Annotated in this window: 23 protein-coding genes; 12 read left to right on the forward strand and 11 right to left on the reverse strand. The window is 61.5% G+C overall.

The features are described 5' to 3' along the window. The first annotated feature begins 113 nt into the window (after positions 1-113). Genes AC1D75_RS25665 through AC1D75_RS25685 form a run of 5 tightly spaced genes read left to right on the forward strand, consistent with a single transcriptional unit; the run spans position 114 to position 5801 of the window. Positions 114-1661: a flavin-containing monooxygenase gene (locus AC1D75_RS25665; RefSeq protein ID WP_495518141.1), complete on the forward strand. Its 1548-nt coding sequence runs from the start codon at positions 114-116 to the stop codon at positions 1659-1661. Next, a complete protein-coding gene (locus tag AC1D75_RS25670; RefSeq protein ID WP_495518142.1) occupies positions 1658-2620 on the forward strand; it encodes an alpha/beta fold hydrolase in 963 nt (320 codons plus the stop codon). Before AC1D75_RS25665 ends, AC1D75_RS25670 begins: the two co-directional genes overlap by 4 nt. Next, positions 2611-3528 carry a metal-dependent hydrolase gene (locus AC1D75_RS25675; protein WP_495518143.1) on the forward strand — a complete coding sequence of 306 codons (918 nt, stop codon included), beginning with the start codon at positions 2611-2613 and terminating at the stop codon, positions 3526-3528. The genes AC1D75_RS25670 and AC1D75_RS25675 overlap by 10 nt, the downstream gene beginning before the upstream one ends. Beyond that, positions 3525-4643 carry a PDR/VanB family oxidoreductase gene (locus tag AC1D75_RS25680; RefSeq protein ID WP_495518144.1) on the forward strand — a complete coding sequence of 373 codons (1119 nt, stop codon included), beginning with the start codon at positions 3525-3527 and terminating at the stop codon, positions 4641-4643. Before AC1D75_RS25675 ends, AC1D75_RS25680 begins: the two co-directional genes overlap by 4 nt. 12 nt (positions 4644-4655) lie before the next feature. Next, the gene (locus tag AC1D75_RS25685) at positions 4656-5801 is read left to right on the forward strand and encodes a zinc-binding dehydrogenase (protein WP_495518145.1); all 1146 of its coding nucleotides are present in this window, start codon (positions 4656-4658) and stop codon (positions 5799-5801) included. A 24-nt stretch (positions 5802-5825) separates the two neighbouring features. Here the strand turns inward: AC1D75_RS25685 and AC1D75_RS25690 are convergent, their stop codons facing one another. Next, on the reverse strand, positions 5826-6617 hold the full coding sequence (locus AC1D75_RS25690) for an SDR family NAD(P)-dependent oxidoreductase (RefSeq protein WP_495518146.1): 792 nt from the start codon (positions 6615-6617) through the stop codon (positions 5826-5828). Positions 6618-6743: 126 nt separating this feature from the next. Further along, a complete protein-coding gene (locus tag AC1D75_RS25695; protein ID WP_495518147.1) occupies positions 6744-7238 on the reverse strand; it encodes a hypothetical protein in 495 nt (164 codons plus the stop codon). Between the two features lie 202 nt (positions 7239-7440). Here AC1D75_RS25695 and AC1D75_RS25700 point away from each other — a divergent pair, with 202 nt between their 5' ends. Further along, complete coding sequence (locus AC1D75_RS25700; protein WP_495518148.1) at positions 7441-8916, forward strand: FAD-dependent oxidoreductase; 1476 nt, start codon at positions 7441-7443, stop codon at positions 8914-8916. An 88-nt stretch (positions 8917-9004) separates the two neighbouring features. Here the strand turns inward: AC1D75_RS25700 and AC1D75_RS25705 are convergent, their stop codons facing one another. Then, positions 9005-10054 (reverse strand): hypothetical protein, encoded by a 1050-nt coding sequence (locus AC1D75_RS25705; protein WP_495518149.1) that lies wholly within the window; start codon positions 10052-10054, stop codon positions 9005-9007. 214 nt (positions 10055-10268) lie between these two features. On the opposite strand from AC1D75_RS25705, the gene AC1D75_RS25710 reads away from it, so the two are divergent. Beyond that, on the forward strand, positions 10269-10790 hold the full coding sequence (locus AC1D75_RS25710; protein WP_495518150.1) for a nuclear transport factor 2 family protein: 522 nt from the start codon (positions 10269-10271) through the stop codon (positions 10788-10790). Positions 10791-10879: 89 nt separating this feature from the next. Here AC1D75_RS25710 and AC1D75_RS25715 read toward each other — a convergent pair whose 3' ends face one another. From AC1D75_RS25715 to AC1D75_RS25730, 4 genes are all read right to left on the reverse strand, one after another. Continuing rightward, positions 10880-11611 carry an ABC transporter ATP-binding protein gene (locus AC1D75_RS25715; protein WP_495518151.1) on the reverse strand — a complete coding sequence of 244 codons (732 nt, stop codon included), beginning with the start codon at positions 11609-11611 and terminating at the stop codon, positions 10880-10882. After that, positions 11608-14403 (reverse strand): ABC transporter permease subunit, encoded by a 2796-nt coding sequence (locus AC1D75_RS25720; protein WP_495518152.1) that lies wholly within the window; start codon positions 14401-14403, stop codon positions 11608-11610. Before AC1D75_RS25720 ends, AC1D75_RS25715 begins: the two co-directional genes overlap by 4 nt. 32 nt (positions 14404-14435) lie before the next feature. Next, entirely contained in the window at positions 14436-15677 is a 1242-nt protein-coding gene (locus tag AC1D75_RS25725; protein ID WP_482137813.1) for an ABC transporter substrate-binding protein, read from the reverse strand. 161 nt (positions 15678-15838) lie between these two features. Further along, the gene (locus AC1D75_RS25730) at positions 15839-16702 is read right to left on the reverse strand and encodes an SDR family oxidoreductase (RefSeq protein WP_482137811.1); all 864 of its coding nucleotides are present in this window, start codon (positions 16700-16702) and stop codon (positions 15839-15841) included. Between the two features lie 78 nt (positions 16703-16780). Between AC1D75_RS25730 and AC1D75_RS25735 the strand changes: the two genes are divergently transcribed. The 3 genes from AC1D75_RS25735 to AC1D75_RS25745 all read left to right on the forward strand — a co-directional run bounded on the left by AC1D75_RS25735 (position 16781) and on the right by AC1D75_RS25745 (position 19588). Then, positions 16781-17413, forward strand: a complete 633-nt coding sequence (locus AC1D75_RS25735; RefSeq protein WP_495518153.1) for a TetR/AcrR family transcriptional regulator — start codon at positions 16781-16783, stop codon at positions 17411-17413. Between the two features lie 72 nt (positions 17414-17485). Then, on the forward strand, positions 17486-18685 hold the full coding sequence (locus tag AC1D75_RS25740; RefSeq protein ID WP_495518154.1) for an NADH:flavin oxidoreductase: 1200 nt from the start codon (positions 17486-17488) through the stop codon (positions 18683-18685). A gap of 126 nt (positions 18686-18811) precedes the next feature. Next, positions 18812-19588 (forward strand): IclR family transcriptional regulator, encoded by a 777-nt coding sequence (locus AC1D75_RS25745; protein WP_482137807.1) that lies wholly within the window; start codon positions 18812-18814, stop codon positions 19586-19588. A gap of 27 nt (positions 19589-19615) precedes the next feature. Here AC1D75_RS25745 and AC1D75_RS25750 read toward each other — a convergent pair whose 3' ends face one another. Further along, the gene (locus tag AC1D75_RS25750; RefSeq protein ID WP_482137805.1) at positions 19616-20287 is read right to left on the reverse strand and encodes a PadR family transcriptional regulator; all 672 of its coding nucleotides are present in this window, start codon (positions 20285-20287) and stop codon (positions 19616-19618) included. A 107-nt stretch (positions 20288-20394) separates the two neighbouring features. On the opposite strand from AC1D75_RS25750, the gene AC1D75_RS25755 reads away from it, so the two are divergent. Then, positions 20395-20742 (forward strand): hypothetical protein, encoded by a 348-nt coding sequence (locus AC1D75_RS25755; protein WP_482137803.1) that lies wholly within the window; start codon positions 20395-20397, stop codon positions 20740-20742. Next, positions 20735-21430: a Dabb family protein gene (locus AC1D75_RS25760; protein WP_495518155.1), complete on the forward strand. Its 696-nt coding sequence runs from the start codon at positions 20735-20737 to the stop codon at positions 21428-21430. The genes AC1D75_RS25755 and AC1D75_RS25760 overlap by 8 nt, the downstream gene beginning before the upstream one ends. Here the strand turns inward: AC1D75_RS25760 and AC1D75_RS25765 are convergent. The 3 genes from AC1D75_RS25765 to AC1D75_RS25775 all read right to left on the reverse strand — a co-directional run bounded on the left by AC1D75_RS25765 (position 21410) and on the right by AC1D75_RS25775 (position 23104). Next, positions 21410-22276: an alpha/beta fold hydrolase gene (locus AC1D75_RS25765; RefSeq protein WP_482144549.1), complete on the reverse strand. Its 867-nt coding sequence runs from the start codon at positions 22274-22276 to the stop codon at positions 21410-21412. The genes AC1D75_RS25760 and AC1D75_RS25765 overlap by 21 nt on opposite strands. 91 nt (positions 22277-22367) lie before the next feature. After that, on the reverse strand, positions 22368-22628 hold the full coding sequence (locus AC1D75_RS25770; protein WP_495518156.1) for a hypothetical protein: 261 nt from the start codon (positions 22626-22628) through the stop codon (positions 22368-22370). Then, entirely contained in the window at positions 22628-23104 is a 477-nt protein-coding gene (locus AC1D75_RS25775) for a flavin reductase family protein (protein ID WP_495518422.1), read from the reverse strand. Before AC1D75_RS25775 ends, AC1D75_RS25770 begins: the two co-directional genes overlap by 1 nt. Positions 23105-23167: the final 63 nt, after the last annotated feature.

The raw sequence follows: 23167 nt of genomic DNA on the forward strand, positions 1-23167 counted from the left end.
CGAGCCGCTGTCGTCAAATGGCAAATCTATGTCGCCTGAAGACAAGTTATAACGCCGCCCTCTTGCGACGCTTGTAGGCAACGTCACACAGAAGCTCAACTACGGGAGTTGACATGCCTACAGCCCCTGCGCCTGATTCAGGCGTCGCATTCGATCACGTCGACGTCCTCGTCGTCGGCGCCGGCCTGGCCGGGATCGGGATGGGATACACCCTCAAGCATTCACAGCCCGCCCGAACCTTCGCAATCGTCGATGCGCGCGAATCAATCGGCGGCACGTGGGATCTGTTCCGCTACCCCGGGATTCGCTCTGATTCCGATTTGCAGGCATATGGATTCGGCTTCAAGCCGTGGCGTCGCGACAACTCGATCGCCGACGCCAACGAAATCCTCGACTACCTCCAGGAAACCGTCAGCGAAAACGGTCTACAACGCCACATCCATCTCGGCTTCAAGGTTGTCCAGGCGGACTTCTCGACACCCGAGCAGCGTTGGGTGGTCACACTCGAGCGTGCCGTCGACGGAGTCCGAGTCGACGTGACCGCGTCGATGTTGTTCTCCGCCGCCGGCTATTACGACGCCGCTGAGGGTTTCACGCCGGAGTTCGCGGGCCGTGAAGACTTCGGGGGCCAGATCATCCACCCGCAGCATTGGCCCGAAGACCTGGATTACTCGGGCAAGAAAGTCGTGGTCATCGGAAGTGGCGCCACCGCGGTCACACTTCTGCCGTCGATCGCAGAGAACGCCGAGCACGTCACAATGCTGCAGCGGTCCCCGTCGTACGTGATCCCCATCCCGCGCAAGGATCCGATCGCGAACACACTCCGACGGATCCTCCCCGAGAAGACTGCCTACTCGATCTCTCGCGAGATCAGCATTCACAAAGGAAATCTCGTCTACAAGGGCAGCCGGAAATTCCCACGACAGGCTCGGGTGCTCGTCCGTAAGATGACGGTTGCCGCGCTCCCCGAGGGCTTCGACGTCGATACCCACTTCCATCCGGAATACGACCCGTGGGACCAGCGCATGTGCATGGTCCCCGACGGGGACCTGTTCAAAGCAATCGCGAAGGGTCGCGCCGCGGTGGTCACCGACAAGATCGTGCGGTTCACCGAATCCGGGATCGAACTCGAATCAGGTACGCGGCTCGACGCCGACATCATCGTCACCGCTACGGGGCTGAAGATGGTGCCCTTCGGAAAGATCGCATTCGCGGTCGACGGCCGGCCCATCGACCTACCCGACCACGTGATCTACAAGACCGTAATGGTCAGTGATCTCCCGAACTTCGCGTTCACCGTCGGGTACGTCAACCACTCATGGACTCTCAAGGCAGACCTCGTCGCACAGTGGTTCTGCCGACTTCTCGACCACATGAGCGAGAACGGTTACTCCAGCGTCGTACCCGTCGTCTCCGACAGTTCGATGCAGGTCAAGCGGTTCATCGAATTCGACGCGGGCTACATCAACCGGGCGATGCACCTGTTCCCCAAGCAGGGCGCCCACGGACCGTGGCAGGCTCCCCAGGACTTCAACCGCGACCGGATCGTCCTCGGCAAGGACCCGATCGACGACCCCGAGCTTCGCTTCACGTCGGCCGCTTCACATGCCGCCGGTTTTGCGGACGACGCCATCGAACAAGTGAAAGAAGTCATCCAGTGACCAACGAACCGACCATGCACGGGACCCCCGCACTCATCGCCAACAATGCCACTCAGCCAGGTGAGCCAACGCAGTTCGCCGACGCCACCGACGGCGTCAAGCTCGCGATTTACGAGTACGGCGACACCGACCGGCCCTCGGCACTATTCGTCCATGGGTTTCCCGACGACCACTCGGTCTGGGAACCGGCAATCGCTCTGGCGGCCGCCGACTTCCACGTCGTAACATACGACGTGCGCGGTACCGGAGCATCAGGCCAACCCGCCAAGCGGGACGGGTATGCGATGTCCCAACTACGCGACGATCTCGCGACCGTCATCTCCCTGACGAGTCCCGACGCACCTGTCCATCTGATCGCCCACGACTGGGGATCGATCCAAAGCTGGTCCGCTGCAACTGATCCAGCATTCGCCGATAGACTCATGTCGTTCACGTCCATCTCCGGCCCGAGCCTGGACATGGCGGGCGCCTGGTTGCGCCGTGGGCACCGTCATCCACGCGATTTCCTCCGTCAACTCGCCGACTCCTGGTACATCTTTGCGTTCCAACTGCCGTTCCTCCCCGAATTGCTGGTTCGGCGAGGTGTCGTCGAGAAGTTGATCTCCCGATCCGAGAACGTCGGCGTGCCGACCGACCGTCAGGTCCCGTCCGGACGTCGGTCCCGGCGCGACGCGATCAACGGAATCGAGTTGTACCGCGCCAATTTTCGCCACCTGCTCACACCACGACCCACTCGAGCGGTGTGTCCGGTGCAGGTTCTCGCCCCGACCGATGACGCGCACGTCACCGTTCCCCTCGGACTCGAAGCACCAAAACCGTTCGTGGACAGCCTGCGTATACGCGAAATCCCAGGCAACCACTGGGTGGTGGAGCAGAACCCCACCCTGATCACAGCCATCGTCACCGAGTTCATCAGCACCGGTGTGAAGCACCAGAACGGAGATTCGAGATGGCCATGACATCGCAGCGCCACGGCGATCCCAGCAAGGTCGCACTGCACGCCCGCAACGTGAAATTCGATTGGGCCGGTTTGCCATTCGAGTGGATTCCGGGTGAGCGCTTCTCCTCGCACTACATCAACGTCCTTCATCTCTTACTCCCCGAGGGTGAGCGCTGGTTCGTGAAGGTGTTCAGCGAGATTCTGCCGATGATTCAGGACGACCAGCTACATGAGGACATCGTTGGGTTCATCGGGCAGGAAGGCGTCCACGCCGCCTCCCATCAGGGGGTGCAGGACTATTTCAACGCCAACGGTCTCGATGTCAGGCCGTACGTCGCGGAAATCGAGGACATGTTCCGCAAGGTGCTCGGGGATCGTGACCTCGAGGGCCAGGCCAGGGAAGAATGGCTGATCGAGCGTGCCGCATTGGTCGCCGGGGTCGAGCATCTCACTGCAGTACTGGGCAATTGGAGCCTCAACTCCCCCAAGCTCGACGAGCTCAAATCGAACGAGACGATGCTGGACTTGCTCCGATGGCATGGAGCCGAGGAAGTCGAACATCGCACCGTCGCGTACGACGTCTACAAGCACATCGACGGCCGGTACTGGCGCCGGGTCCGCACCTATGCGGTGGGCGGAATCCTGCTGTTCTCTCTGTGGTGGCGCGGCGTCAAGTTCATGACGGCGAACGATCCCACGATCCCGGCCTCCGCGAAGCGACCCCGCGCCAGCATCGTCAAACTGATGTGGGCCGAGGTCCGTCACATCGTTCCCGGCCTGGGTACCTTCGCGAAGGCATCCTGGAAGTATTTCCTGCCGACGTATCATCCGTCCCATGAGGGCTCGACATCGCAGGCCGTCGCCTATCTGGCGAAGTCGCCCGCGGCCATGCGTGCAGATGCTCTTGCGGACGCCCAGACATCATGAGAGCAATTACACACCAACCGAATCGACGCGGAAGGGGCGATCAGCCCGTTCGCTACACGCCGGGAACCGATATCCCGGACGCGTTCGTCTTCCGATTCTTCGAGACGGTGACCGGGAAATGGTGGACCAAAGCCGCCCAGCGTTCGGCCCGTGGCCGTTCGCCGGTGGCCACCGTCGATCGTGAACTACATGTTCGGGTTGCACACGTCAGCGAAGAGGCCAGCGACGTCCGGACGCTGTGGTTCACCCGCACCGACCAACAACTGTTCCCGGCCTGGGATCCCGGCGCCCATGTCGACATCGTGCTACCCACCGGCCGGACGCGCCAGTACAGCCTCAACAGCGACCCCGACGATCTACGCACCTATCGCATCTCGGTCCGCCGCATTGACGAATCCCGCGGTGGTGGTGGAGGTTCGGCAGAGGTCCACACCCTTGAGGTCGGGCAGGAACTGACGTTGAAGGGTCCACGTAACGCGTTCCCGTTCATCAACTCTCCCCGCGGGTATGTCTTCGTCGCCGGCGGTATCGGGATCACGCCCATTCTGCCGATGCTGCGCGACGTGGCTCGTCGAGGCGACCCGTACGTCCTCATCTACACCGGCCGAAACCGAGCGTCGATGCCCTTTCTCGACGAGATCAGCCAGATCGTGGGCAACCACGAAGTCCACATCTGGCCCGACGACGAATACGGCACACCCGACGCCGGCAAGATCATCGACCTCGCACCAACCGGTGCCGCGCTCTACACATGTGGGCCGGCACCGATGATCGACGCAATTCGCGCACAGATTCCGGACCCGCAGATCGACACACTGCATTACGAACGGTTCAGCCCACCACCAGTTCTCGGCGGAGAGGCGTTCACCATCCGGCTCGCCAACACGGGCGTGGAGGTACAGGTCAAGTCCGACGAGTCCGCTCTGACGGCGATTCGGCGGACCAAGCCAGGACAGGCCTACTCCTGCCAACAAGGCTTCTGCGGAACGTGCAAGGTGCGGCTACTGGACGGCCAGGTCGAGCACCGAGACAATGTTCTGACCGACTACGAACGCGATGACCACATGATCCTGTGCGTCTCTCGCGCGCAGGGCTCAATTTCCATCGATGCATAGGAGATAGACGCGATGAAGGCCGTTGTCTGCACGGAGGGCGAGCTCAGCGTTCGCGAGGTAAAGACACCCGAACCAGGTCCGGGACAAATCCTGATCAAGGTACTGCGGACCGGGATCTGCGGATCGGATCTGCACGCCACCAAGGACGCCTCCGAGTTGAATGCGTTGATGCTCGAATCGGGTTACACGACAGCGATCCTTCCGGACCAGGAAGTCATTCTCGGTCACGAGTTCCTCGGCGAGGTGGTGTCGTACGGCCCGAAGACCCGGGGCCGTTGGGCTGCAGGTACGACGGTTACGGCGCTGCCCATCCTTCGCACCGAGGTCGGAATGCATCTGACGGGCTTCGACATTCACGCAGCGGGTGGCTATGCCGAATACACCCTCGTGGAGGAAGCGCTGACATTTCCCGTTCCCGACGGTGTCTCGCCCGACAAGGCCGCGTTCACCGAGCCGCTCACCGTCGCACGGCATGCGGTCCGTCGATCGGGAATCAGCAAAAAACGCCCCGCCGTCGTCATCGGCTGCGGTCCCATCGGCCTGGCGGTGATCCTGATGCTCAAGGCTGCAGGCGTCACGACGGTCATCGCTTCCGATCTCTCATCCGGCCGGCGGAAGCTCGCCACCCAGTGCGGTGCCGATGTGGTCGTCGACCCCAAGGTCCAATCGCCCTGGGACACCATCACACTCAAGGACCCGGTGAACTCGACGCCGGAACTCCTCGCTTTCGCACTCAAGATGACCAAAGCCGTGCGCCGGATCCCATTCGCCTCGGTGGAGAAGATCTTCTTCGGCGCCGATCGACTCGGCCAATCTCCGAGCGGTCCAGTCGTCTTCGAATGTGCCGGCGTCTCCGGAATCATCGATCACATAATCGCCAACGCACCGCTTCGGTCGCTGGTGACAGTGGTCGGAATGTGCACCGAAGTCGACAAGTTCCGCCCAGCTGTTGCCCTCAGCAAAGAGATCGACCTGCGCTTCGTCTTCGGTTACGACCCAGCAGAATTCAGCCAAACGCTGGGCATGATCGCCTCCGGCAAGGTCGACCCGTCGCCGCTGCACACGGCGACCGTTGGCCTCGACGGCGTCGCACAGGCATTCAACGACCTCGGCGATCCCGAGCGCCACGCGAAAATCCTCATCGATCCGTCCCGGTGAGAGTGCAGCAGGGCCCCGCCGGGTTCACAGCACGCTCTTCATCTGCTTGGCGACAAGGCGCATCGTCATGACCGGTGCCAGTCGGGTCAGCGCTCCCAACAGCTTCGCATCGGCCCCCACCAACAGTCGAGCTTTACCCTTCTCGATGGCGTCGACGATTTCGCGACCAGTCTGCTCCGGTGTTGTCGACCGAACCTTTCGGCTGCCCGCATCGATCATCGTCACACCCGAGTTTCCACTGATATCCGTACTGATATTGCCGGGAAAGACTGCCGTCACCGTGATGTTCGAATCGATGAGCTCCTCATACAGGCCCTCGGTGAACTGCTTCACTGCCGCCTTCGTTGCGCTGTAGAACGTCTGGCCCGCGAAGGCAACGAGAGCGGAAAGGCTCGAGATATTGATGATGGCGGCCTCAGGCCGCTTCCGCAGCTCCGGGAGGAACGCGAGGGTCGTGTGTACGGTTCCCCAGAAATTGACATCAACAATCCGACGGATCTCATGCCGCTCGAGTTCTGCCGACGGAACAAAACGATGAATGATCCCCGCGACGTTGAGGAGCCCGTCAACCTGACCGTGTTCCGCGATCACCTGCGCAGGTAGGTCGTCGACCACTTCGGGATCGCTGACATCGGCCACGTGTGTCGACACCCGCGCGCTGTCCGGACCCGACAGTTCCCGGGTCTGGTTCAATGCGGCCTGATCCCGGTCGATCAGAGCAACTCGAGCGCCCCGTGCGAGTAGTTCGAGTGCAACCTGACGGCCTATGCCATTTCCAGCTCCGGTCAGCGCAAACACCTTTCCAGCGATCCTCATCGTCCATGCCTCACTTTGTCAGCCGACACCCTGCTCGGACAGCGCCGTTGGACAGCGCCCAATTGCTCCTCATACGACCCATTCCGACCTCTGGCAGTTGGAAAGCCGCGTGACGGTCGGCCACCATCACGCCCTGCCAGCATTCGCGCGTTCCGCCAAGGGCACCGAATCTGTCGTGTCGAGAACGACGTCAAGCCGGTGCATCAACAGTCCGCGGTCGGTGATTCGCACTGCGCCACAGGCAGTTCCGGTCGACAACGACAACGGCCTACCGTCGACGATCTTGGTGACAAAAATGTATGACGCGAACTCCACCACGTCACCGGAAAAACTCGTGACATGCACATTGGAGCCACAATGCCGCAACGGATAGGGGCTATTGATTCGATGATCCTCCTGCCACACCATCACTGCGTCCGCACCGGCGATGTCGGCTCGCACGAACTCCTCGTATTCTGTTGCGCCGCTATCGGTACGGGAACTGAAAGTTGCATCATCTGACAGCATTCCACGCAGAATTTCAGGATGCCATTCGTCGTAGTGGTACCACCAGGCACCCACGAGTTGTGCTAGTTCGATCGCAACTGCGGAAACGCTACGCTCTTCGAGACCGGAAACCATGGGAACTCCTGGGACTGGCGGGAACCATCTGATTGGCTGATCCCACATGGTGTTCGAGCCGCGAGCCCCTGACAACCCGGGGTGCCCATACAGCGGGAGAGAGATCTTCTCGGGCACAACCACTCCCGGTGAGAGGGAGTACCTCTGGCGCACAAGGGTGCGCATTGACCTACTTTGATGAAACACGCAACTAGGAGGCACCGTGGTAGATCCGACCCTCAAGCCAGTGAGATCTTCAACCGTGGCGACTTGGTCACTCGAAGCGGACGTCGTGATCGCTGGTTTCGGGATAGCTGGAGTCGCAGCCGCGATCGAGGCCGCGCGCGCCGGTGCTGACGTACTGGTCCTGGAACGGCTCGGTGGCGGCGGCGGTGCCGCCGCCATGTCCGGTGGTTTCGTCTACTTGGGCGGCGGCACACCGTTGCAGCGCGCGTTGGGTTTCGACGACACGGTTGAGAACATGAAGGCATTCATGAAGAGCGCCTTGGGCCCGGGCGTCGATGAGGGCAAAGTCGACATCTACTGCGAGGAAAGCGTCGCCCACTACAACTGGTTGATTGATGCCGGGGTTGTCTTCGACGAATCGTTCTGGGGTGAGCCGGGTTGGGAGCCCCCTCACAGTGAAGGACTGATGTATTCCGGCGGTGAGAACGCTGCACCGTTCAATGCCCTCATCCCACCGGCACCCCGCGGGCATCTTCCCCGAAAAGCAGCCGAGGCCGAGGGGGAACAGACCGGTGGTCACATGCTCATGAAACCGCTGATCGAGTGCGCACAAGCGCTCGGTGTCAGAACGGTATTCGATACTCGCGCGCAGTCTCTCGTGATCGATGACGATGGACGCGTTACCGGAGTGGTGGCCCGCCAATACGGGGCCGACCTCACGATCCGCGCCCGCCGCGGTGTGGTTCTGGCGACCGGAAGTTTCGCCTACAACGACGAGATGCTCAAGGACCATGCACCGCGGATAGCAGGCAGACCGGCGGCATCGATCGAAAGCCATGATGGACAGGCGATCCGAATGAGTCAGGCATTGGGTGCCGCCACCTCTCACATGGATGCAACAGAGGTTGCGATTTTCTGTGACCCTCAACTGATGGCACGTGGAATTCTCGTCAACGCACGCGGTCAGCGTTACGTCGCCGAGGACACCTACCCGGGCCGTATTGCGCAAGAAACCCTTCTCCGCCAAGGTGGTGATGCATTCCTCGTGATCGACGAGGCCTCATTCGAGGAGGCCACGCAAACGGAATCAACCAGTGCGGTGATGCGGGGAACGCCGACCTGGGTATGCGAGACCGTCGAAGAACTCGAAAGCGAAATGGGGTTTCCCACCGGCGGCCTGACCTCGACGATCGAATTGTTCAATCGTCATGCGGCGGCCACGTCGTCGGACCCGTTCTTCTCCAAAAAGAGTGAATGGGTCAAACCGCTGACAACGCCCATCGCCGCGTATGACCTGCGCGGCATGGTGGGTGGATTCACCCTGGGCGGGCTCAAGACGACGGTTGATGCCGAGGTCCTCCACGTCAGCGGAGAACCGATACCCGGACTGTACGCCGCCGGCCGCTGTACATCCGGAGTGTGTGCCGGCGGTTATGCCAGCGGCGCGAGCTTGGGAGACGGTAGCTTCTTCGGTCGACGCGCCGGCAAGGCCGCGGCGGCACTCAAAGTCTGATCACCGACGGGAACTACACGCTCAGAAGCCACACGACCAAAAAGAACCATCCCGGACGCTCGTCCGGGATGGTTCTTTGCTCGTGCGGTCAGCTGCGCACTTCCAACGGCGCCTCCGCAGGGTAGGAACGGGGAGCCATCTTGTAGAAATCGGTGAGTTGCGCGATGAACGCTGTGTCGGTACCGGGCTCGCTCGGTTCGGGAACCGTGACACCCTTCGCTCGCAGGTCTGCGATGAGCATCCCGAAGGCCTTCTCCATGGTGAGGTCATCTGTGTGATCTTGGTAGCGTTTGACGTCCGCCAGATCATCGAAAAGCAATGCGGTGTAGTGCACGAGCATCCTCATGTCGGCGTTTTTCACATGGCTGATCTCTGTATCGCCGTTGCGAATCGACCACTCGTCATCACCGACGCTGTGCAGTGTCGACGACAGGTCCAAACCCGGTAGATCGCGCCGATCCCGGGGACCGCTGGATTCACGACGGTGGTACATGCGCGAATTATCGGTCAGTATCGCTGTATTCCAGAACGGTGCGGCGAAGCGTTCTGGTGACCGGTCGGGCCCTTTGGGCCAGTAGGTGAATCCACCGTCGACGTCAGAGTTGTAGAAGTAAGTGATCACCTGCGCAGTCTTGACCTCCCAGGCGTCGAACAGCCCCGACTTGAACATCACCGCCAGCAGCCAGAGCGGTGCATTGTGCAATCCGATTCCGCGGAAGCTCCCGGTGTCGAAGTGGCCGGCATCGAAGCTGTGCGACGGGCCGCACATGTTGAACAGAAGGTCGTGTGCCATCCCGTACTTGGCGCCGTGCAACTGTTTTGCCGTGTCCAGCAGCTTACGGCCGAAATAGATGTCATTCAGCTCCGGATAGAGGACCACTCCGTCATTGCCGAGGAATCCACGGAAGACCGGCGCCACGAAATCGGACAACCGGGCATCTGATCGACGGTTGTTGCCGCCTGACACGGCAAGGTACTCCTCGGTGGACGCGAAGTGATGGGCAAGGATCAACCGCCAGGGCGCGTTGTCCCGAATGACCGACGTGAGGGTCGCAATCTCGTCCGGTGTATAGAAATCCTGGATCATCGACGGCGGCGCCACCGGGGTCATCGGGTGCCGTTCGAGCGTGGCTGTCATGGAGCGCTCCTATTTTGTATCCAGACGAAACCCACCGAATGGTGAGCATGACTAGCACCACGGTAAATTGACTGCGACGCAGGTCTTGAACGTCGTCCCACGCAACGGGAGAGATCGAATCACGCTGTTGAACAGGATGATTGAAATCCGCAGTTCTCCCACTGACCGGTTATCGTCCGGTACCGCGGACCTTCCGGATGACTAGCGTCCGAGCATGACAACATCGTGGGACAGAACCGAATTGGAATCAGCATTTCAGCATTGGCGCGCCACCGTCACTCGAGCAGCTTCGGGACAAGGCAGTTGGCGCGAGTTCGTCGACCTGTTCACACCCGATGCCACCTACCACGAGCAGATGGTGGGTGTTTTGACCGGACACGACGCCATCTGGGCCTGGGTCGAACCCACGCTGGCCCAGTTCCCCGGGTCGGCGATGACGTCATTCCCCGACTATTGGCATCTCATCGACGATGTCAACGGGGTCATCGTGGTGAAACTGAACAACTTGATGCGAGATCCGGGCGACGGTTCAGCGATGGGTTCGGACAACATCAGCATCCTGACATATGCGGGCGACGGGAAGTTCTCGTCGGAGGAAGACATCTATGATCCGGCGGAGTTCATCGGGCTCATCGAGGGCTGGGGCAGGCGCGCACTGGAATTGGGGACCCTCAACGACGCCGAACGCCACTGGTATGAGACCGCGATGCCCCATGCCGTGCCCGCAGACCGCTGACCTGTAACCGCTTTCGGGACCCGCGAACACAACATTGCCGGGTCGATGAGTTCAAGAACTCACCGACCCGGCAATCGTTTGACGTCGCGCTATCGTGCGACCGTGGTAACGGTCTCCCCCAGATAGGCGGCCTCGATCCGTCGAGGATCAGACCGGAGGGATTCGGCGGAATCATCCAGCACAATGCTGCCGTGCACCAGCACCGCGGCCCGGTCTGCTGCGCGCAGCGCCAGGTGTACGTGTTGCTCCACCAGCACCACCGCCATGTCGTCGTTTGTAGCAAAATCTCTTAATACCGAGAGGATTTCGTTGACGATTACTGGCGCCAGGCCCATGCTCAACTCGTCGATGAGCAGCACCTTCGGACGTTGGAGGATTGCGCGGCCAATGGCCAGCATCTGTTGCTCGCCACCCGACAATCGACCGGCATCGACCTTCAAACGCTTCTCCAGCGAGGGAAAATGCTCGATGACTTCGCGTATCCCGCCGGCACGCCGGGAACGCTCGGGCACAGCCAACCGCAGGTTCTGTTCCGTGCTGAGACTTCGGAACAGCGCGCGGTCATCCGCCACGAGTACCAATCCGGACCGGACAGCGTCACGCGGGTTACCGCCACGGACGGCGTGGTCGCCGACCAGAACCTCACCATCAAACCGCGGCAGCAGGCCCGCGAGTGCCATCAACAACGTGGTTTTTCCGGCACCGTTCGGACCGAGCAGGCAGGTGATCTCTCCCGCCTTCACCGTCAGATCTACTGCGCGGACACAGGGCCGCTGCTTCGTGTAGCCGGTGGTGAGCGCACGACATTCCAGTGCAATCATGACGATGTCTCCTGTGATGTGAGTACGGGACTCGTTGGCGCGAGTTTGTCGGCCACCACATCGGTGCCGACGTCCTCATCGGAGGGAACCCCCAGGTAGGCACGGAGCACTTCCGGATCTGTGCGGATCGCGCTCGGCGGCCCGTCAGCGATCACCCGACCGAGGTCCAAGACCACAACCCGATCGCAGATGGTGAGCACCAGGTCCATATCGTGGTCCACCAGCAGAATAGACGTACCCGCATCACGCGCCGCCCGCAATTTGTCACCGAGCCAACGGCTTTCATTGTTGTCCAGTCCGGCGGCCGGTTCATCGAGCAGTGCCACCACAGGTTCGGCGGCGAGAACCCGTGCCACAGATACCAATTGCCGCTGTCCCTGTGACAGCGATGCAACCTCGGCAGCGCCCAGTTCGGACAGCCCGAGAAGATGCAGCACTCTGTGGACCCGCTCCCCCGCGCCCAACGAAGATTGCGACCGCGTCGCACCCACAGTGACGTTTTCCGCCACCGTCAGGTCGTCATAGAGCTCGACGTCCTGGAAACTGCGCCCCAATCCGGCCCTGCTGCGAGCGTGCGGCGGTCTGCCCCCGAGGTCGATATCTCCCAGACGCATGGAGCCCGTCGCCGGCGCGAACCCGGTGATTGCATCGATGAGGGTCGTCTTACCTGCACCATTGGGTCCGATCAGACCGACGATCTCGCCGCGACGAACCTCGAAGGAGACCTCCGATGCGGCGGTGACCGCACCGTAGCGCACGGTGACGTCATCGATCACCAGCAACGGTTCCCCGCCAACAGGCGCGGCTGCGGCCAGATCGGTGGTGCTGATCTCCTGTGCGACAACGTCTTCAGTCTTGCTTCTCCTACCGAGCGTCGGCAGCGGAAGCCTCGGCAGGGTGCTCGCGATCCCGTCGGGATTGAGCATGACAGTGATGATGAGCAAGAGCCCACTGATTACCGCGTAATAGTCACCGATGTTCAGGAATCGATCGACGAAAAGGTACAGAAGGCCGCCGGGTGCCATGATGCCGGCGAGTATCCCGCCGGTAATGGACGAAATTCCGGCGACGTACATAACCGCGAACAGGGTGATGCCGACGAACACCATGAATGGTTCAGGTGTGGCCAACGTCTGCTGGTAGCCCATCATCGCACCCGCGAGGCCGGCGATAAACGCACCGATCGCGAAGGCGATCAACTTGGTCCTTGAAACGTTGATCCCGGTGGCGGCGGCGGAACGCTCATTGGCACGGACTGCGAGCATGTCGGTGCCCAGGCTGCTGCGTCGTAGCCAGGCCACGGCCAACGCAACGGCGGTCAGCACAGCCAGACACATCAGCCCGAATGGGATGCGTGGATAGTTTTCGCCCGCACCGATCGCGAAGTCGATACCGAAAAGCTTTGGCGGATCGATGGGTGCGCCGTTCACTCCGCCATTGAGTGAGGGATTACGGAACCAGAACGCTTCGAGGAAGACCGCCAGCGCCAACGTGACGACGGTCAGCGGCAAACCTCGGACACGGAGTGCCGGAAGTCCGACCACCACGCCGATCACAGTCGCACATGCAGCGGCGAGAATCGGGGCGATCGGGAAAGGCACACCTAGGTCGGACGTGAGGTTGCTGAGAGAGTATGCCGACGCTCCGGCGAGCGTGAGTTGTGCCAGTGAGACCTGGCCGGCGTATCCCGTCACCACGACCTGGGAGAGCCCCAAGATCCCGAAGATGATGCTGGTGATGACTGCTGCCCGCCAACTGCCCGAGGTCGCAAACAGTGCGATCACCGCCACCGCGAGGGCAGCCACGGTAGGGATGAGTAGGTGGTCGGGGCGCATTGCCCGACCCAGCGCTTGCCGTACAACGCTTCCTCGATCCGGCAGCGGCCTTCCTTTGACCACCAGGAATCCGACGATCAGGATCAACGAGATCCCCTCGGAAACACCAGTTTTGGGCAACCAGTCGAGTGTCGCCTGGAGATTGGTCGCCTCTGCCTGGAGGGACCCGATCGCGATGCCCGCGATCACAGTCAACCAGATGGACGAGAAGTTCCCGACCAGTGTCGCCGCCAAAGCCGGGACGATGAACATCGAGTAGGCGACGGGATTCAGCGCGACAATCGGCGCGATCAGGATGCCGCCAAGGCCCGCGACGGCCGAAGACAATGCCCAGTTGCTGAAGGCAATCTTGTCCGGCGACAGTCCGGTCAGGTAGGCGCCCTTCTCTGATTCGGCTGCGGCCTCGGTCGAAACACCGAACCTGGTGTACCGGAACACGAGAGTGGCAATCACGGCCAGGGCAACGATTGCCAAGGCCAGCCAGATCCGATCGGTGGGGATGGTGCTGTCGCCGATCGAAATCGTGTCGAGCGCAAAAATCGGTTCGACTGCCACCAATCCGGTTCCCGCCCGCTGCGCGATGAGCGCTTGGAGAACGATCATCAAGCCGATCGAAGCGACCGCCTTCGCCACGGTGGAGGCATTGCGCATCGGCCGGAAGATCGCTGCGTAGAACAAGATTCCCAGCGCTGCAGCGATCACCAGAGAGATCGCCATGGCCGGGGCCACCCCAAGAGGTCGACCGAAGTCGATCGTCTTGGGGAGCCCCGGTATCGGGACCATCAGCTCACCTGTGCGCAACAGCGCGTAGGTATAGGCGGTATACAGAGCAACCGCGCCGGTAGCGAAGTTGACGACCCCCGAACTCTTGAAGGTCATGACGAGCGCAAGGCCGATGGCGGCATATACGGCGCCGTTACCCAACCCGAGCGCCAGGTACGCAAGATGGTCAGTCATGATGTTCTCTCTCGCAAAAAGGATGTGTCGATTTAGCCGGTCACCGTGGGGTTGACCGGAACACCGTCATCGTTGATTTCACCCAGCAGCATCTGGTTGGAGCAGATCGAGGGCATTTGCGGGAATGCAGTTCCGTTGCAGGTGAAGGTGATTCCGCCGCCAGCGGGCATTTCGACGTTCTGCGCCGACTTGAGCGCCTCTTTGATGGTGGCGGCGGTGACGTCACCGGTGATGCCGTTCGTGGCGGCGATGACCGCCATCACGGTTTGGTAGCCGAGCGCTCCGGAGCCCGTGACTGACAGATCAGGTGCGTATTGGGTCAGGATCGAGCGGTACAGCACCGAATCCGGACGATCCGACAGGTAGTCGGTGGCGGTGATTCCCATATTGCCCTTGAGCGCGTCGATGCCGACGACCTTGATCACATCAGGCTCCAAGCAGGTGGGGAGCAGGACCTTCTTGACCGTTGGGTCCGACGTCTGGATGGCCTTGAGCACCGACGAACAGGTCGCGGCGTCGGCGACAATACTCACACCATCGGGCTTTTCGCTGAGACCGGCGGTGACGAGCGGGGTGGGATCGGGGACACCGAGCGCAATCGGGACAACATTCAGTCCGACGCCCGCAGCTTTGAAGATCGGATTACCCATCGCGCCGATGATTGCGCCCAGTCCTCCACCGTCACTGGCGAAGATGGTGAAACTCTTCATGCCTTGATCCTTGGCGGCGGCCGCCATGGCGGAGATCGTCCCAGGTAGACCCGCACCCAGTGCAGCGACGTCTGGCGACGTCAGTTCGGCTGCAGACACCCCATTCAACGTCACGTACGGGATTCCTGCACCAGTGACGATCGGTACGATCGCCGGTCCCTGAGATGTGCCGCCGGACAACACTGCGGCGACCTTCTTCTCCACAAATTGATTGGCGCAGTTGGTCGCCGACGTCGGATCCTCCTGCTGCTTGCACACCACCAATTCGACCTGGTGGCCGGCGAGGCCACCGCCGTTGTTGTTCACATACTCCACAGCAGCTTCGGCCGCCTGTCGCACCTCGGGCAGAGATACAACTGCACCGCCCTCCGTGGAGACGAATCCGATCTTCACCGCCGAGCCTTCGGCCGGGTTACTGGGCAACGACGTCGTCGACGCGGCGGCAACATTGCTCCCGCTCGCATCATCGCTGCTACAGGCCGTGGCACCGAGCGCTGCGATGGATAGCAACGCAACCGCGCCGGCGAAGGTTCGTCGTTGAAGATTTCGGTTTCCGAGTTTCATGACACAGGACTCCTTTGCAAATACCACCCGCATGATTGCGGCAGTCGCCGCAGCGGGTCGTTTCCCGTGATGCGCATCACGTGTAGATGGCAGCGGTCGATTATGAGCGGATGGCCTGCCGATGCACTCATAGGTGCTCCCGGTCACTGGGAGAACGACTCCTACAGGATCCGGTTTCGCCCGGTATGACCCCGAAATCGCCTCGCGTAGCTGAAGATTTGGCCGACAGGTACCGGTTTGGGCCAACTATCGGCACGGAAGTAGGCATCCGAACCGCCGTCGACGAAAATCACGCTCCCGCAGAGAAAATTCGCGGCATCCGACAACATGAACACCACCCAACGGGCCAGCTCCTTCGGCTCACCGAATCCACCGACGGGGATTGGAAAGCTGCGAATCGCTTTGGCTTCCGAAGGGGTTGCCAATTGGCGCTGGAGCAGGGGTGTGGCAATCGCCCCTGGCGCCAGGACGTTGAGTCTGATGCCGGCTCCAGCCCATTCCGGTGTGACCGCCGCGCGGCGCGCCCACCGACTCACCGCGGTTTTCGAGGCGGCGTACGCGATCGACGGTGCCGCCTTGCCGAAGATCGCCACGGCCCGTTCGGCACGGTCCAGATCTGAGACAAGCAGAGCCCGGATGGCGCGCCGCGGAACAGCCGGTGTTGTTGTCGTCGAATTGCTACCGAACACCACCACTTTCGCGGTCTGCGCACGGGCCAGGGCGTCGCGCCAGCCCTCCAGCAATTCCACAACTCCGAGATAATTCACCTCGTAGATGACTCGCGCGCGCCCCTTTCCCGGAGTCGGCCCGATCCCCGCCGCGAGAACGGCGCCGTCGAGTCGGCCATCGGCCACGGCCAGAACCCGCTCCACAGCCTCTTGCCTCCCGGCCGCGGTCGACAGGTCGACCCGGATCTCAGCTTCCCCGACATCGACCCCGATCACAGTGTGACCGTCGGCGCGGAGCTCATCGACCACCGCTTGTCCCATCCCTGAGGCCGAGCCGGTCACCACATACACACCCATTGCCACTCCCTGCATCGTGCGACGACCGGAGGCCGTCAGCTTTTTGACAGACTAGGACAAAAATGTTGTCCTGGTCACATGCCAGGCCTCAGTCAGACCCGATCACCCCGGAGCAACAACAGAGGACGTCCGTCGGTGATCGATGCCGCCGTGGTGGCGGAGAAAGCCCTGAAACTGTGGAACGAGCGGGGGTATGCGAGTACGAGCTGGGCAGACCTGGCAGCCGTCACCGGCATCAGCAGCCGAACCCTCTCACGCCACTTCGCCTCCAAAGCCGAAATCGCCTGGCTCGGTGTCGCTCCGGCCACCGAGCGTCTCCGCGAGGCCCTGAATTCCGTTTCCCGATCACTACCGATCGGCGATGCCATCCGGACGTCGGTGACCCACTCGGTGTCCCACCACCCCCGCATCCGCCGCATCGGAACCGATTGGCTTCAACTCATCTCCGGCGAACCCGAGCTTGTTGCCATGGCTCCCGCCGCATACAAACCGTGGATCGACGAGCTGGCACTCTTCATCCATCGCCGTATCCCTTCAGCTCAGGTTTCGACGTGCCGCGCCCTGGCCAATGCCTATCAGGCCGCGACCTTCTTGGCGCTCCTGGAATGGGCCAAGGACGGCGCCGACGGCGATCCGGCCGATGCGGTCGACGCCATGCTCGGCTGGATGGATATCCGCATACCCACCACACCCGCGTCCAGGACGCGCTGATCAGGCGAGTTGTCGCCTACCACATTCCCCGAATCCTTTGCGCCACAGCCCAAGAAGAAGGAGTTCATTTTCATGACATCCATCGAGACACGCGCGGATCTGTCCGCGATTCCCGATCCGCTCACGCCGGCGAAACTCGGTCCGATCGAGTTACGAAATCGCATCATCAAATCCGCGACTTTTGAAGGGGTCACCACCGGTGCCCTCGTCACCGACGATCTGATCGACTTCCACGTCGCCGTCGGCAAAGGGGGCGTCGGAATGACCACCGTGGCATACCTTGCGGTGTCCCCGGAAGGCCGCACCGAGCGAGACCAAGTTTATTGGCGCCCTGAAGCATTGAGCGGGCTACGTCGTTTGACCGACGCCGTGCATGCCACCGGCGCAAAGGTCTCCGCCCAGATCGGGCACGCAGGTCCGGTGGCAAATGCTCGCTCGAATGGTTCACCATCTCTGGCTCCGTCGACGCGCTTCAACTCATTGGCCATGGGCTTCGATCACGCCGCGACCGAAGACGACATCCGCAGGGTCATCGCAGACCATGGTCAGGCCACCCGTTACGCCCGCGACGTGGGCTTCGACGCCGTCGAGGTACATCTGGGCCACAACTATCTGGCGAGTTCGTTCCTCAGTCCAAAGATCAACAAACGCAAGGACTCCTGGGGTGGGTCGCTCGCGAACCGAGCCGAGTTCCCGCGACGCATTCTGGAGGCTGTTGCCGAGGCGGCTGACGGTGAAATCGCAGTCCTGGCAAAGATGAACATGGCCGATGGGGTTCCTGGAGGGTTATGGCTCGACGAGTCATTGCGTTTCGCCCGCATGATCGAAGAGGACGGGCATCTCGACGCCGTGGAACTGACGGGAGGTTCGTCACTTCTGAACATGATGTACCTGTTCCGCGGAGACGTGCCGTTGCAGGCGATGGCAGATACACAAAAGGGCATCTTCAAGCTCGGCGTAAAGGTGGTCGGCAGATCAGTTTTCAAGCACTACCCCTACGAGCGGATGTACTTTCGCGAGTATGCACGGCAGTTCCGCGAACAGCTCGATCTCCCGATCGTCCTTCTAGGCGGAATCACCGACCTCGACGCCATCAATACCGCGATGAGTGACGGCTTCGAATTCGTGGCGATGGCACGGGCCTTGCTCCGCGAGCCCGATCTGATCAATCGCATTCAGAAGGACGCGACGACGCGCTCGCTATGCATCCATTGCAACTTGTGCGCGGCCAGCATCTTTACCGGGACCAATTGCCCACTCGCCGCCCCCTAGTGCAACAGTTCGCGATCATCGCCGTCGCCACAGCGGTGATCTGCTTCACAAAAGCGCGCCGCTATGGCATATTACTAATAGAAATAGCCATGTCAGTGACGTATATGAGCGAACAGGAGTGATGTTGTGACTGTCACCCAGGACTTGTCCGAGGAAAGCCAATCGGCTCCCACCGCCATCCTCGACCGGTTGTCGCTGGTACTCGACGCATTCGATGGCAGGGACAACCTGAGCCTCGTGGAGGTGGTGCTTCGCACCGGACTCCCCCGCTCGTCCGCTCACCGGATGCTCGATCGGCTCGTCCAGCTACGTTGGTTGCGACGCCAGGGGCGGGACTACAGCCTCGGCATCCGTTTGGTCGAACTGGGGTCACTGGCCGTGCACCAGGACCGTGTACATGCAGCGTCGGCGGAGCATCTGCAACAGCTTTACCGCACCACCGGGATGGTCGTGCATCTTGCCGTTCTCGACGGTGACGACGTGGTCTATCTCGAGAAGATCGGAGGCCGGCTGGCGGCTCAGGTCCCGACCCGAGTCGGCGGCCGCCTTCCGGCCGTGCGCTCTGCCCTCGGCAAGGCATTGCTGGCGTACGGAGGTCGGAACGAACCCGGCGACGACTTGATCCGCGAACGCGGAATCGCCACCGAGCGCAGCGGCGCACTGACCGGCTTCGGTTGTATCGCTTCTCCGATAGGGCCAGTGGGCGAAGCAACCACTGCGGTGTCGATCTGTGGACCCATGCGCGCAATGGCTTTCGACAGCCGGATGATCACGCCGGTGCAACTCACCACGCACGCAATATGGCGCAGTATGTCCGTCGGCGTCCGGGTCACCCCGACCTTGCAGCGACGAAACCTACTGCGTTCGCTCCCCACCGCGGCCAGCGTCCTGGCCGAGGACTGATATCGGCGTCGCTCGGCCGGCCGAAGTTCAGCGCTCCGTGCCCTCGCCGTCTCCCTCGCCGACCGTGCGCCAGATTCCCGGTCGACGAGGGATTGGCATTCCATCGCCATCCAGATTTGCAGCGAGCCGGTATTTGGCAGCTGCCTCGTCGATGTCATCCAAAAGCTCTTCGGCGAGCGCGATTTCGGCTTCGTAGTACCGCTTCGACCACCGCAGGCTCATCTCAGAAAATGCCCAGCCCGGCTCCGACTCCGAGTGTTCGGCGTGCAAATTTGCTCGCCGCGCCATGTCTTTGAGGTTCTCGATATGGACCGCGACGATATCTTTGAGCTGTTCGGGTTCATGAAGGTGCCCCATCCACAGCCGAAGCATCACATTGTGTTTGAGGACCGGCATCTCGACCTGCGCGTCGCGCGACCAGCTTCGCAGAGCGCTCAGGCCCGTCTCCGTGATCCCGTAGACACGGCGGCCACGCACGCCCTCCTCATTCACCATCTGAGAACTGACCAAGTCGAGTTCTTCGAGCTTCTTCAGCTCTGCGTAAACCTGACTGACGGATGGGCTCCAGTAGAAGAACCCGATGCTCCAGTCTGCCCATTTCTTGAGGTCGTTGCCGGTGAGCTGCTCACCGAAGGACAGCATTCCCAGGACCGCCCAGCTGGTCGCGGGAAGGTTCGGAAATTGCTCGTCGCCCGACATAAACTCCGATCTTACAAGGGATTCCACGCAACGACGGCAATCACGTATCTCCCGGCCACTGGGAAAGCCGAACGGCGATGGACGGCGTAGGCAATACCGTCTCTCTCATGAACGACCGAACCATCTACATCGTCGACCGCGTTGTGACCAGACCCGGGAGCACCAAAGACTTCATCGGCGCCTACCTCAACGAGTATGCACCAGGCGCAGTCGACCGCGGGATGACCCTCGACCGCGTGCTCGTGAGCCCACCGGTATGGATCGAGGACGAGGGCCACACCGTCACCGTGACCTGGACGGTGGCCGGACCGCAGGAGTGGTGGCGCGCAGCGGTCAACGGACGACACGATCCGGTTCCCTCCCAGTGGTGGAAAACGGTCGATCCCTTGATCTTCGAACGCACGCGTTCAATGGCAGCCGACGCAGACGACATCGAAGGGCTATGCGATGTATAAGATCACCCGCTTGATTCACGTTGTCGACCCGATGGACCAAGCCGCGGTGTCAGCTGTGATCGAAAGTATCCAGGCCGCCGTGACTTCGATGCCGACCACAACCGACTTGGTGTCGGCCACGCTTCCCGGTGTCCGCAACGGCGGTGACGTTTTGGTGCACCTACAGTTCGACCACGAGCAGGCCTGGCAGTCGGTTCGCACCCGACTCGATGCAGTGACCGCCGGCCCACTGATCGACCACGTCGACGGAGTGGAGTACTCAGGTGACGGTCACCAGAACAATCGGTCCGGCCGACGCGATTCGACCCGAACACCACGCGTCTACCGGTCTTTATTGATCTGCGTCGACGACTCTGCATCGAAGCTCGCCTTGGAACGGTTCGAAGCTGCGACACTACGGATGCCCCTGCACATTCGTCAGATTCGTGCCTGGCAGCTCAGTCATGTCACCATCGCCGAGGGCAGCACCCTGTGGACGCACGTCTGGGAGCAGGAGTTCGAGCAGATCGAAGACCTGCTCGGCCCGTACATGTATCACCCGATTCACTGGGCACACGTAGACCCCTTCTTCGATCCGGAGAGCACCGACTACATCGTCAAACATCGCGTGTGTCACAGCTTTTGCGAGTCACCGGCGCCGCTCATCGAGGCGGCGCCGGCGCCGCTGTCAACGTTTCAGGAAAGCTGACACAACGTCTTCGAACGCCGCCTTCTGTTCGATCATCACCCAGTGCCCGCAATTCGGGAAGATGTGGATTTCTCCCTGCGGAAGAAGTCGCATCGGGAGCAGTGCCATGTCGACGGGGCTCACCCTGTCATCCCGTCCCCAGGTGATCAAGGTCGGGACATCGAGACGGCCCAATCGTGCCCAATTCGGAGTGGTCTCCGTACTCCGCATTGCTTCAGCCATACGCGCCAGAGCGGCACGGCCGTACATTCGCCGCGAATTCTCCAGTGTCGCCGGATCGGTCGCCTGCTGCCACCGTTCCTCGATCAGCTCTGCAGTGACCAATGCCGGGTTGTAGACCATGGAGTGCAACCACGCGATGAGCAAGTCTTTGCTCGGCTCTTCGACGAATTCGCTGAGCCGCTTGATCCCCTCCCCGGGGGCCGGGCTGAAAATACCGGTGCCGGCGCCACCAATCGTGACCAGTCGCTCGACCCGCTCGGGCGCCTGCAGTGCGAAGTCGGTTGCCACAAACCCGCCCATCGAATTGCCGATGATCCGGACCCGATCGATACCGAGACCGTCGAGGAACGCGTTCACCGCCGCCTGGGCAGAAATCATAGGATGCGGTGCACCGAAATCGTCACTGACCCCGAACCCGGGGAACTCCAGGACGAGGGTGCGGAAATGCTGCGCGAACGTCGGTACGTTGGCGCCGAAATTTCGCCAGCCGGTAACCCCCGGGCCGGAACCGTGCAGCAGCAACAGAGGCGGCCCCTCACCGACCTCACGGTATCGCAGGATGCCGTTCTCGGTCTCCATCTCGAACAGCTCAGGGGCAGTGGATGTTTCATACGATGTACTCATAACCTGAGCGTGCCATCGCCGAACCGTCTCTGTACCAAAAGATCCCAATGAGTGGCAGGTGAGTTTCCCTGAGCCCACCCACCGAGCCGAATCAGTGCAGGCGCGGGATACGCGTACCGGCCGGGAGTTCAACCGTTGACTCCGACAACGCAGCGTCGCGCACGGCTCGGTCGATCGTGCGTCGCAGTGCACCGCACGACCGATTGCGTTGGCCGATCTCATCGTTCGAATTGGCGATCTCAGGGCACAGGGACGCGTCCGAAGTCCACTGGATCGACGTGTGCACCGCACTGAACTTCTCCACCAGAAAACGGTGTCCGCACAGCTCACAATCGAGCGGTTGCATCGCCATCACCGATCACCGGCCAGGCCTGTGCCCACGCGTTCATATTTGCCCCTGAAGAAGACCAGCGGTGAATGATCTGCCGCGTGCAGGTGTCGAACCCTGGATACCACGATGGTGTGGTCGCCGGCGGGATACTCGGCTTCGGGTTCTGCCTCGATCCACGCCAGAGAGTCCGTGAGCACCGGCGCACCCGAGGGCGACGGTGTCCATTCGATGCCCTTGAACTTATCCGGGCCCCGAACAGCGAGTTGCCGGCAGATGCTCTCCTGATGTTCCGACAATATGTTGATCGTGTAGCGCCCGGCCGCTCGCACCCGCGGCCATGAGTTACTCGTGGCCGCCACACAGAACGCGACCAGCGGTGGATCGAGCGAGACGGACGTGAATGAATTGGCCGCCAGGCCAGTTGGCACGTTCCCCTCCGGGTCGATACCGGTGATCGCAACCACACCCGTTGCGAAATGCCCAAGGACACTACGCATCACGTCAGGTGTTACGACCGGAATGGACGCACCGACATGGATCGTCGCTTGATCGCCGGACCC

The sequence above is a fragment of the Williamsia sp. Y712 genome, assembly GCF_059445525.1.

Coding starts and splice junctions, on each gene's coding strand:
- AC1D75_RS25735 (WP_495518153.1), top strand. CDS start 16,781: ATGCCAGGCCTCAGTCAGACCCGATCACCCCGGAGCAACAACAGAGGA.
- AC1D75_RS25665 (WP_495518141.1), top strand. CDS start 114: ATGCCTACAGCCCCTGCGCCTGATTCAGGCGTCGCATTCGATCACGTC.
- AC1D75_RS25760 (WP_495518155.1), top strand. CDS start 20,735: ATGTATAAGATCACCCGCTTGATTCACGTTGTCGACCCGATGGACCAA.
- AC1D75_RS25720 (WP_495518152.1), bottom strand. CDS start 14,403: ATGACTGACCATCTTGCGTACCTGGCGCTCGGGTTGGGTAACGGCGCC.
- AC1D75_RS25710 (WP_495518150.1), top strand. CDS start 10,269: ATGACAACATCGTGGGACAGAACCGAATTGGAATCAGCATTTCAGCAT.
- AC1D75_RS25740 (WP_495518154.1), top strand. CDS start 17,486: ATGACATCCATCGAGACACGCGCGGATCTGTCCGCGATTCCCGATCCG.
- AC1D75_RS25775 (WP_495518422.1), bottom strand. CDS start 23,104: ATGCGTAGTGTCCTTGGGCATTTCGCAACGGGTGTGGTTGCGATCACC.
- AC1D75_RS25730 (WP_482137811.1), bottom strand. CDS start 16,702: ATGGGTGTGTATGTGGTGACCGGCTCGGCCTCAGGGATGGGACAAGCG.
- AC1D75_RS25725 (WP_482137813.1), bottom strand. CDS start 15,677: ATGAAACTCGGAAACCGAAATCTTCAACGACGAACCTTCGCCGGCGCG.
- AC1D75_RS25770 (WP_495518156.1), bottom strand. CDS start 22,628: ATGGCGATGCAACCGCTCGATTGTGAGCTGTGCGGACACCGTTTTCTG.
- AC1D75_RS25675 (WP_495518143.1), top strand. CDS start 2,611: ATGGCCATGACATCGCAGCGCCACGGCGATCCCAGCAAGGTCGCACTG.
- AC1D75_RS25765 (WP_482144549.1), bottom strand. CDS start 22,276: ATGAGTACATCGTATGAAACATCCACTGCCCCTGAGCTGTTCGAGATG.
- AC1D75_RS25690 (WP_495518146.1), bottom strand. CDS start 6,617: ATGAGGATCGCTGGAAAGGTGTTTGCGCTGACCGGAGCTGGAAATGGC.
- AC1D75_RS25685 (WP_495518145.1), top strand. CDS start 4,656: ATGAAGGCCGTTGTCTGCACGGAGGGCGAGCTCAGCGTTCGCGAGGTA.
- AC1D75_RS25680 (WP_495518144.1), top strand. CDS start 3,525: ATGAGAGCAATTACACACCAACCGAATCGACGCGGAAGGGGCGATCAG.
- AC1D75_RS25695 (WP_495518147.1), bottom strand. CDS start 7,238: ATGGTTTCCGGTCTCGAAGAGCGTAGCGTTTCCGCAGTTGCGATCGAA.
- AC1D75_RS25715 (WP_495518151.1), bottom strand. CDS start 11,611: ATGATTGCACTGGAATGTCGTGCGCTCACCACCGGCTACACGAAGCAG.
- AC1D75_RS25705 (WP_495518149.1), bottom strand. CDS start 10,054: ATGACAGCCACGCTCGAACGGCACCCGATGACCCCGGTGGCGCCGCCG.
- AC1D75_RS25750 (WP_482137805.1), bottom strand. CDS start 20,287: ATGTCGGGCGACGAGCAATTTCCGAACCTTCCCGCGACCAGCTGGGCG.
- AC1D75_RS25755 (WP_482137803.1), top strand. CDS start 20,395: ATGAACGACCGAACCATCTACATCGTCGACCGCGTTGTGACCAGACCC.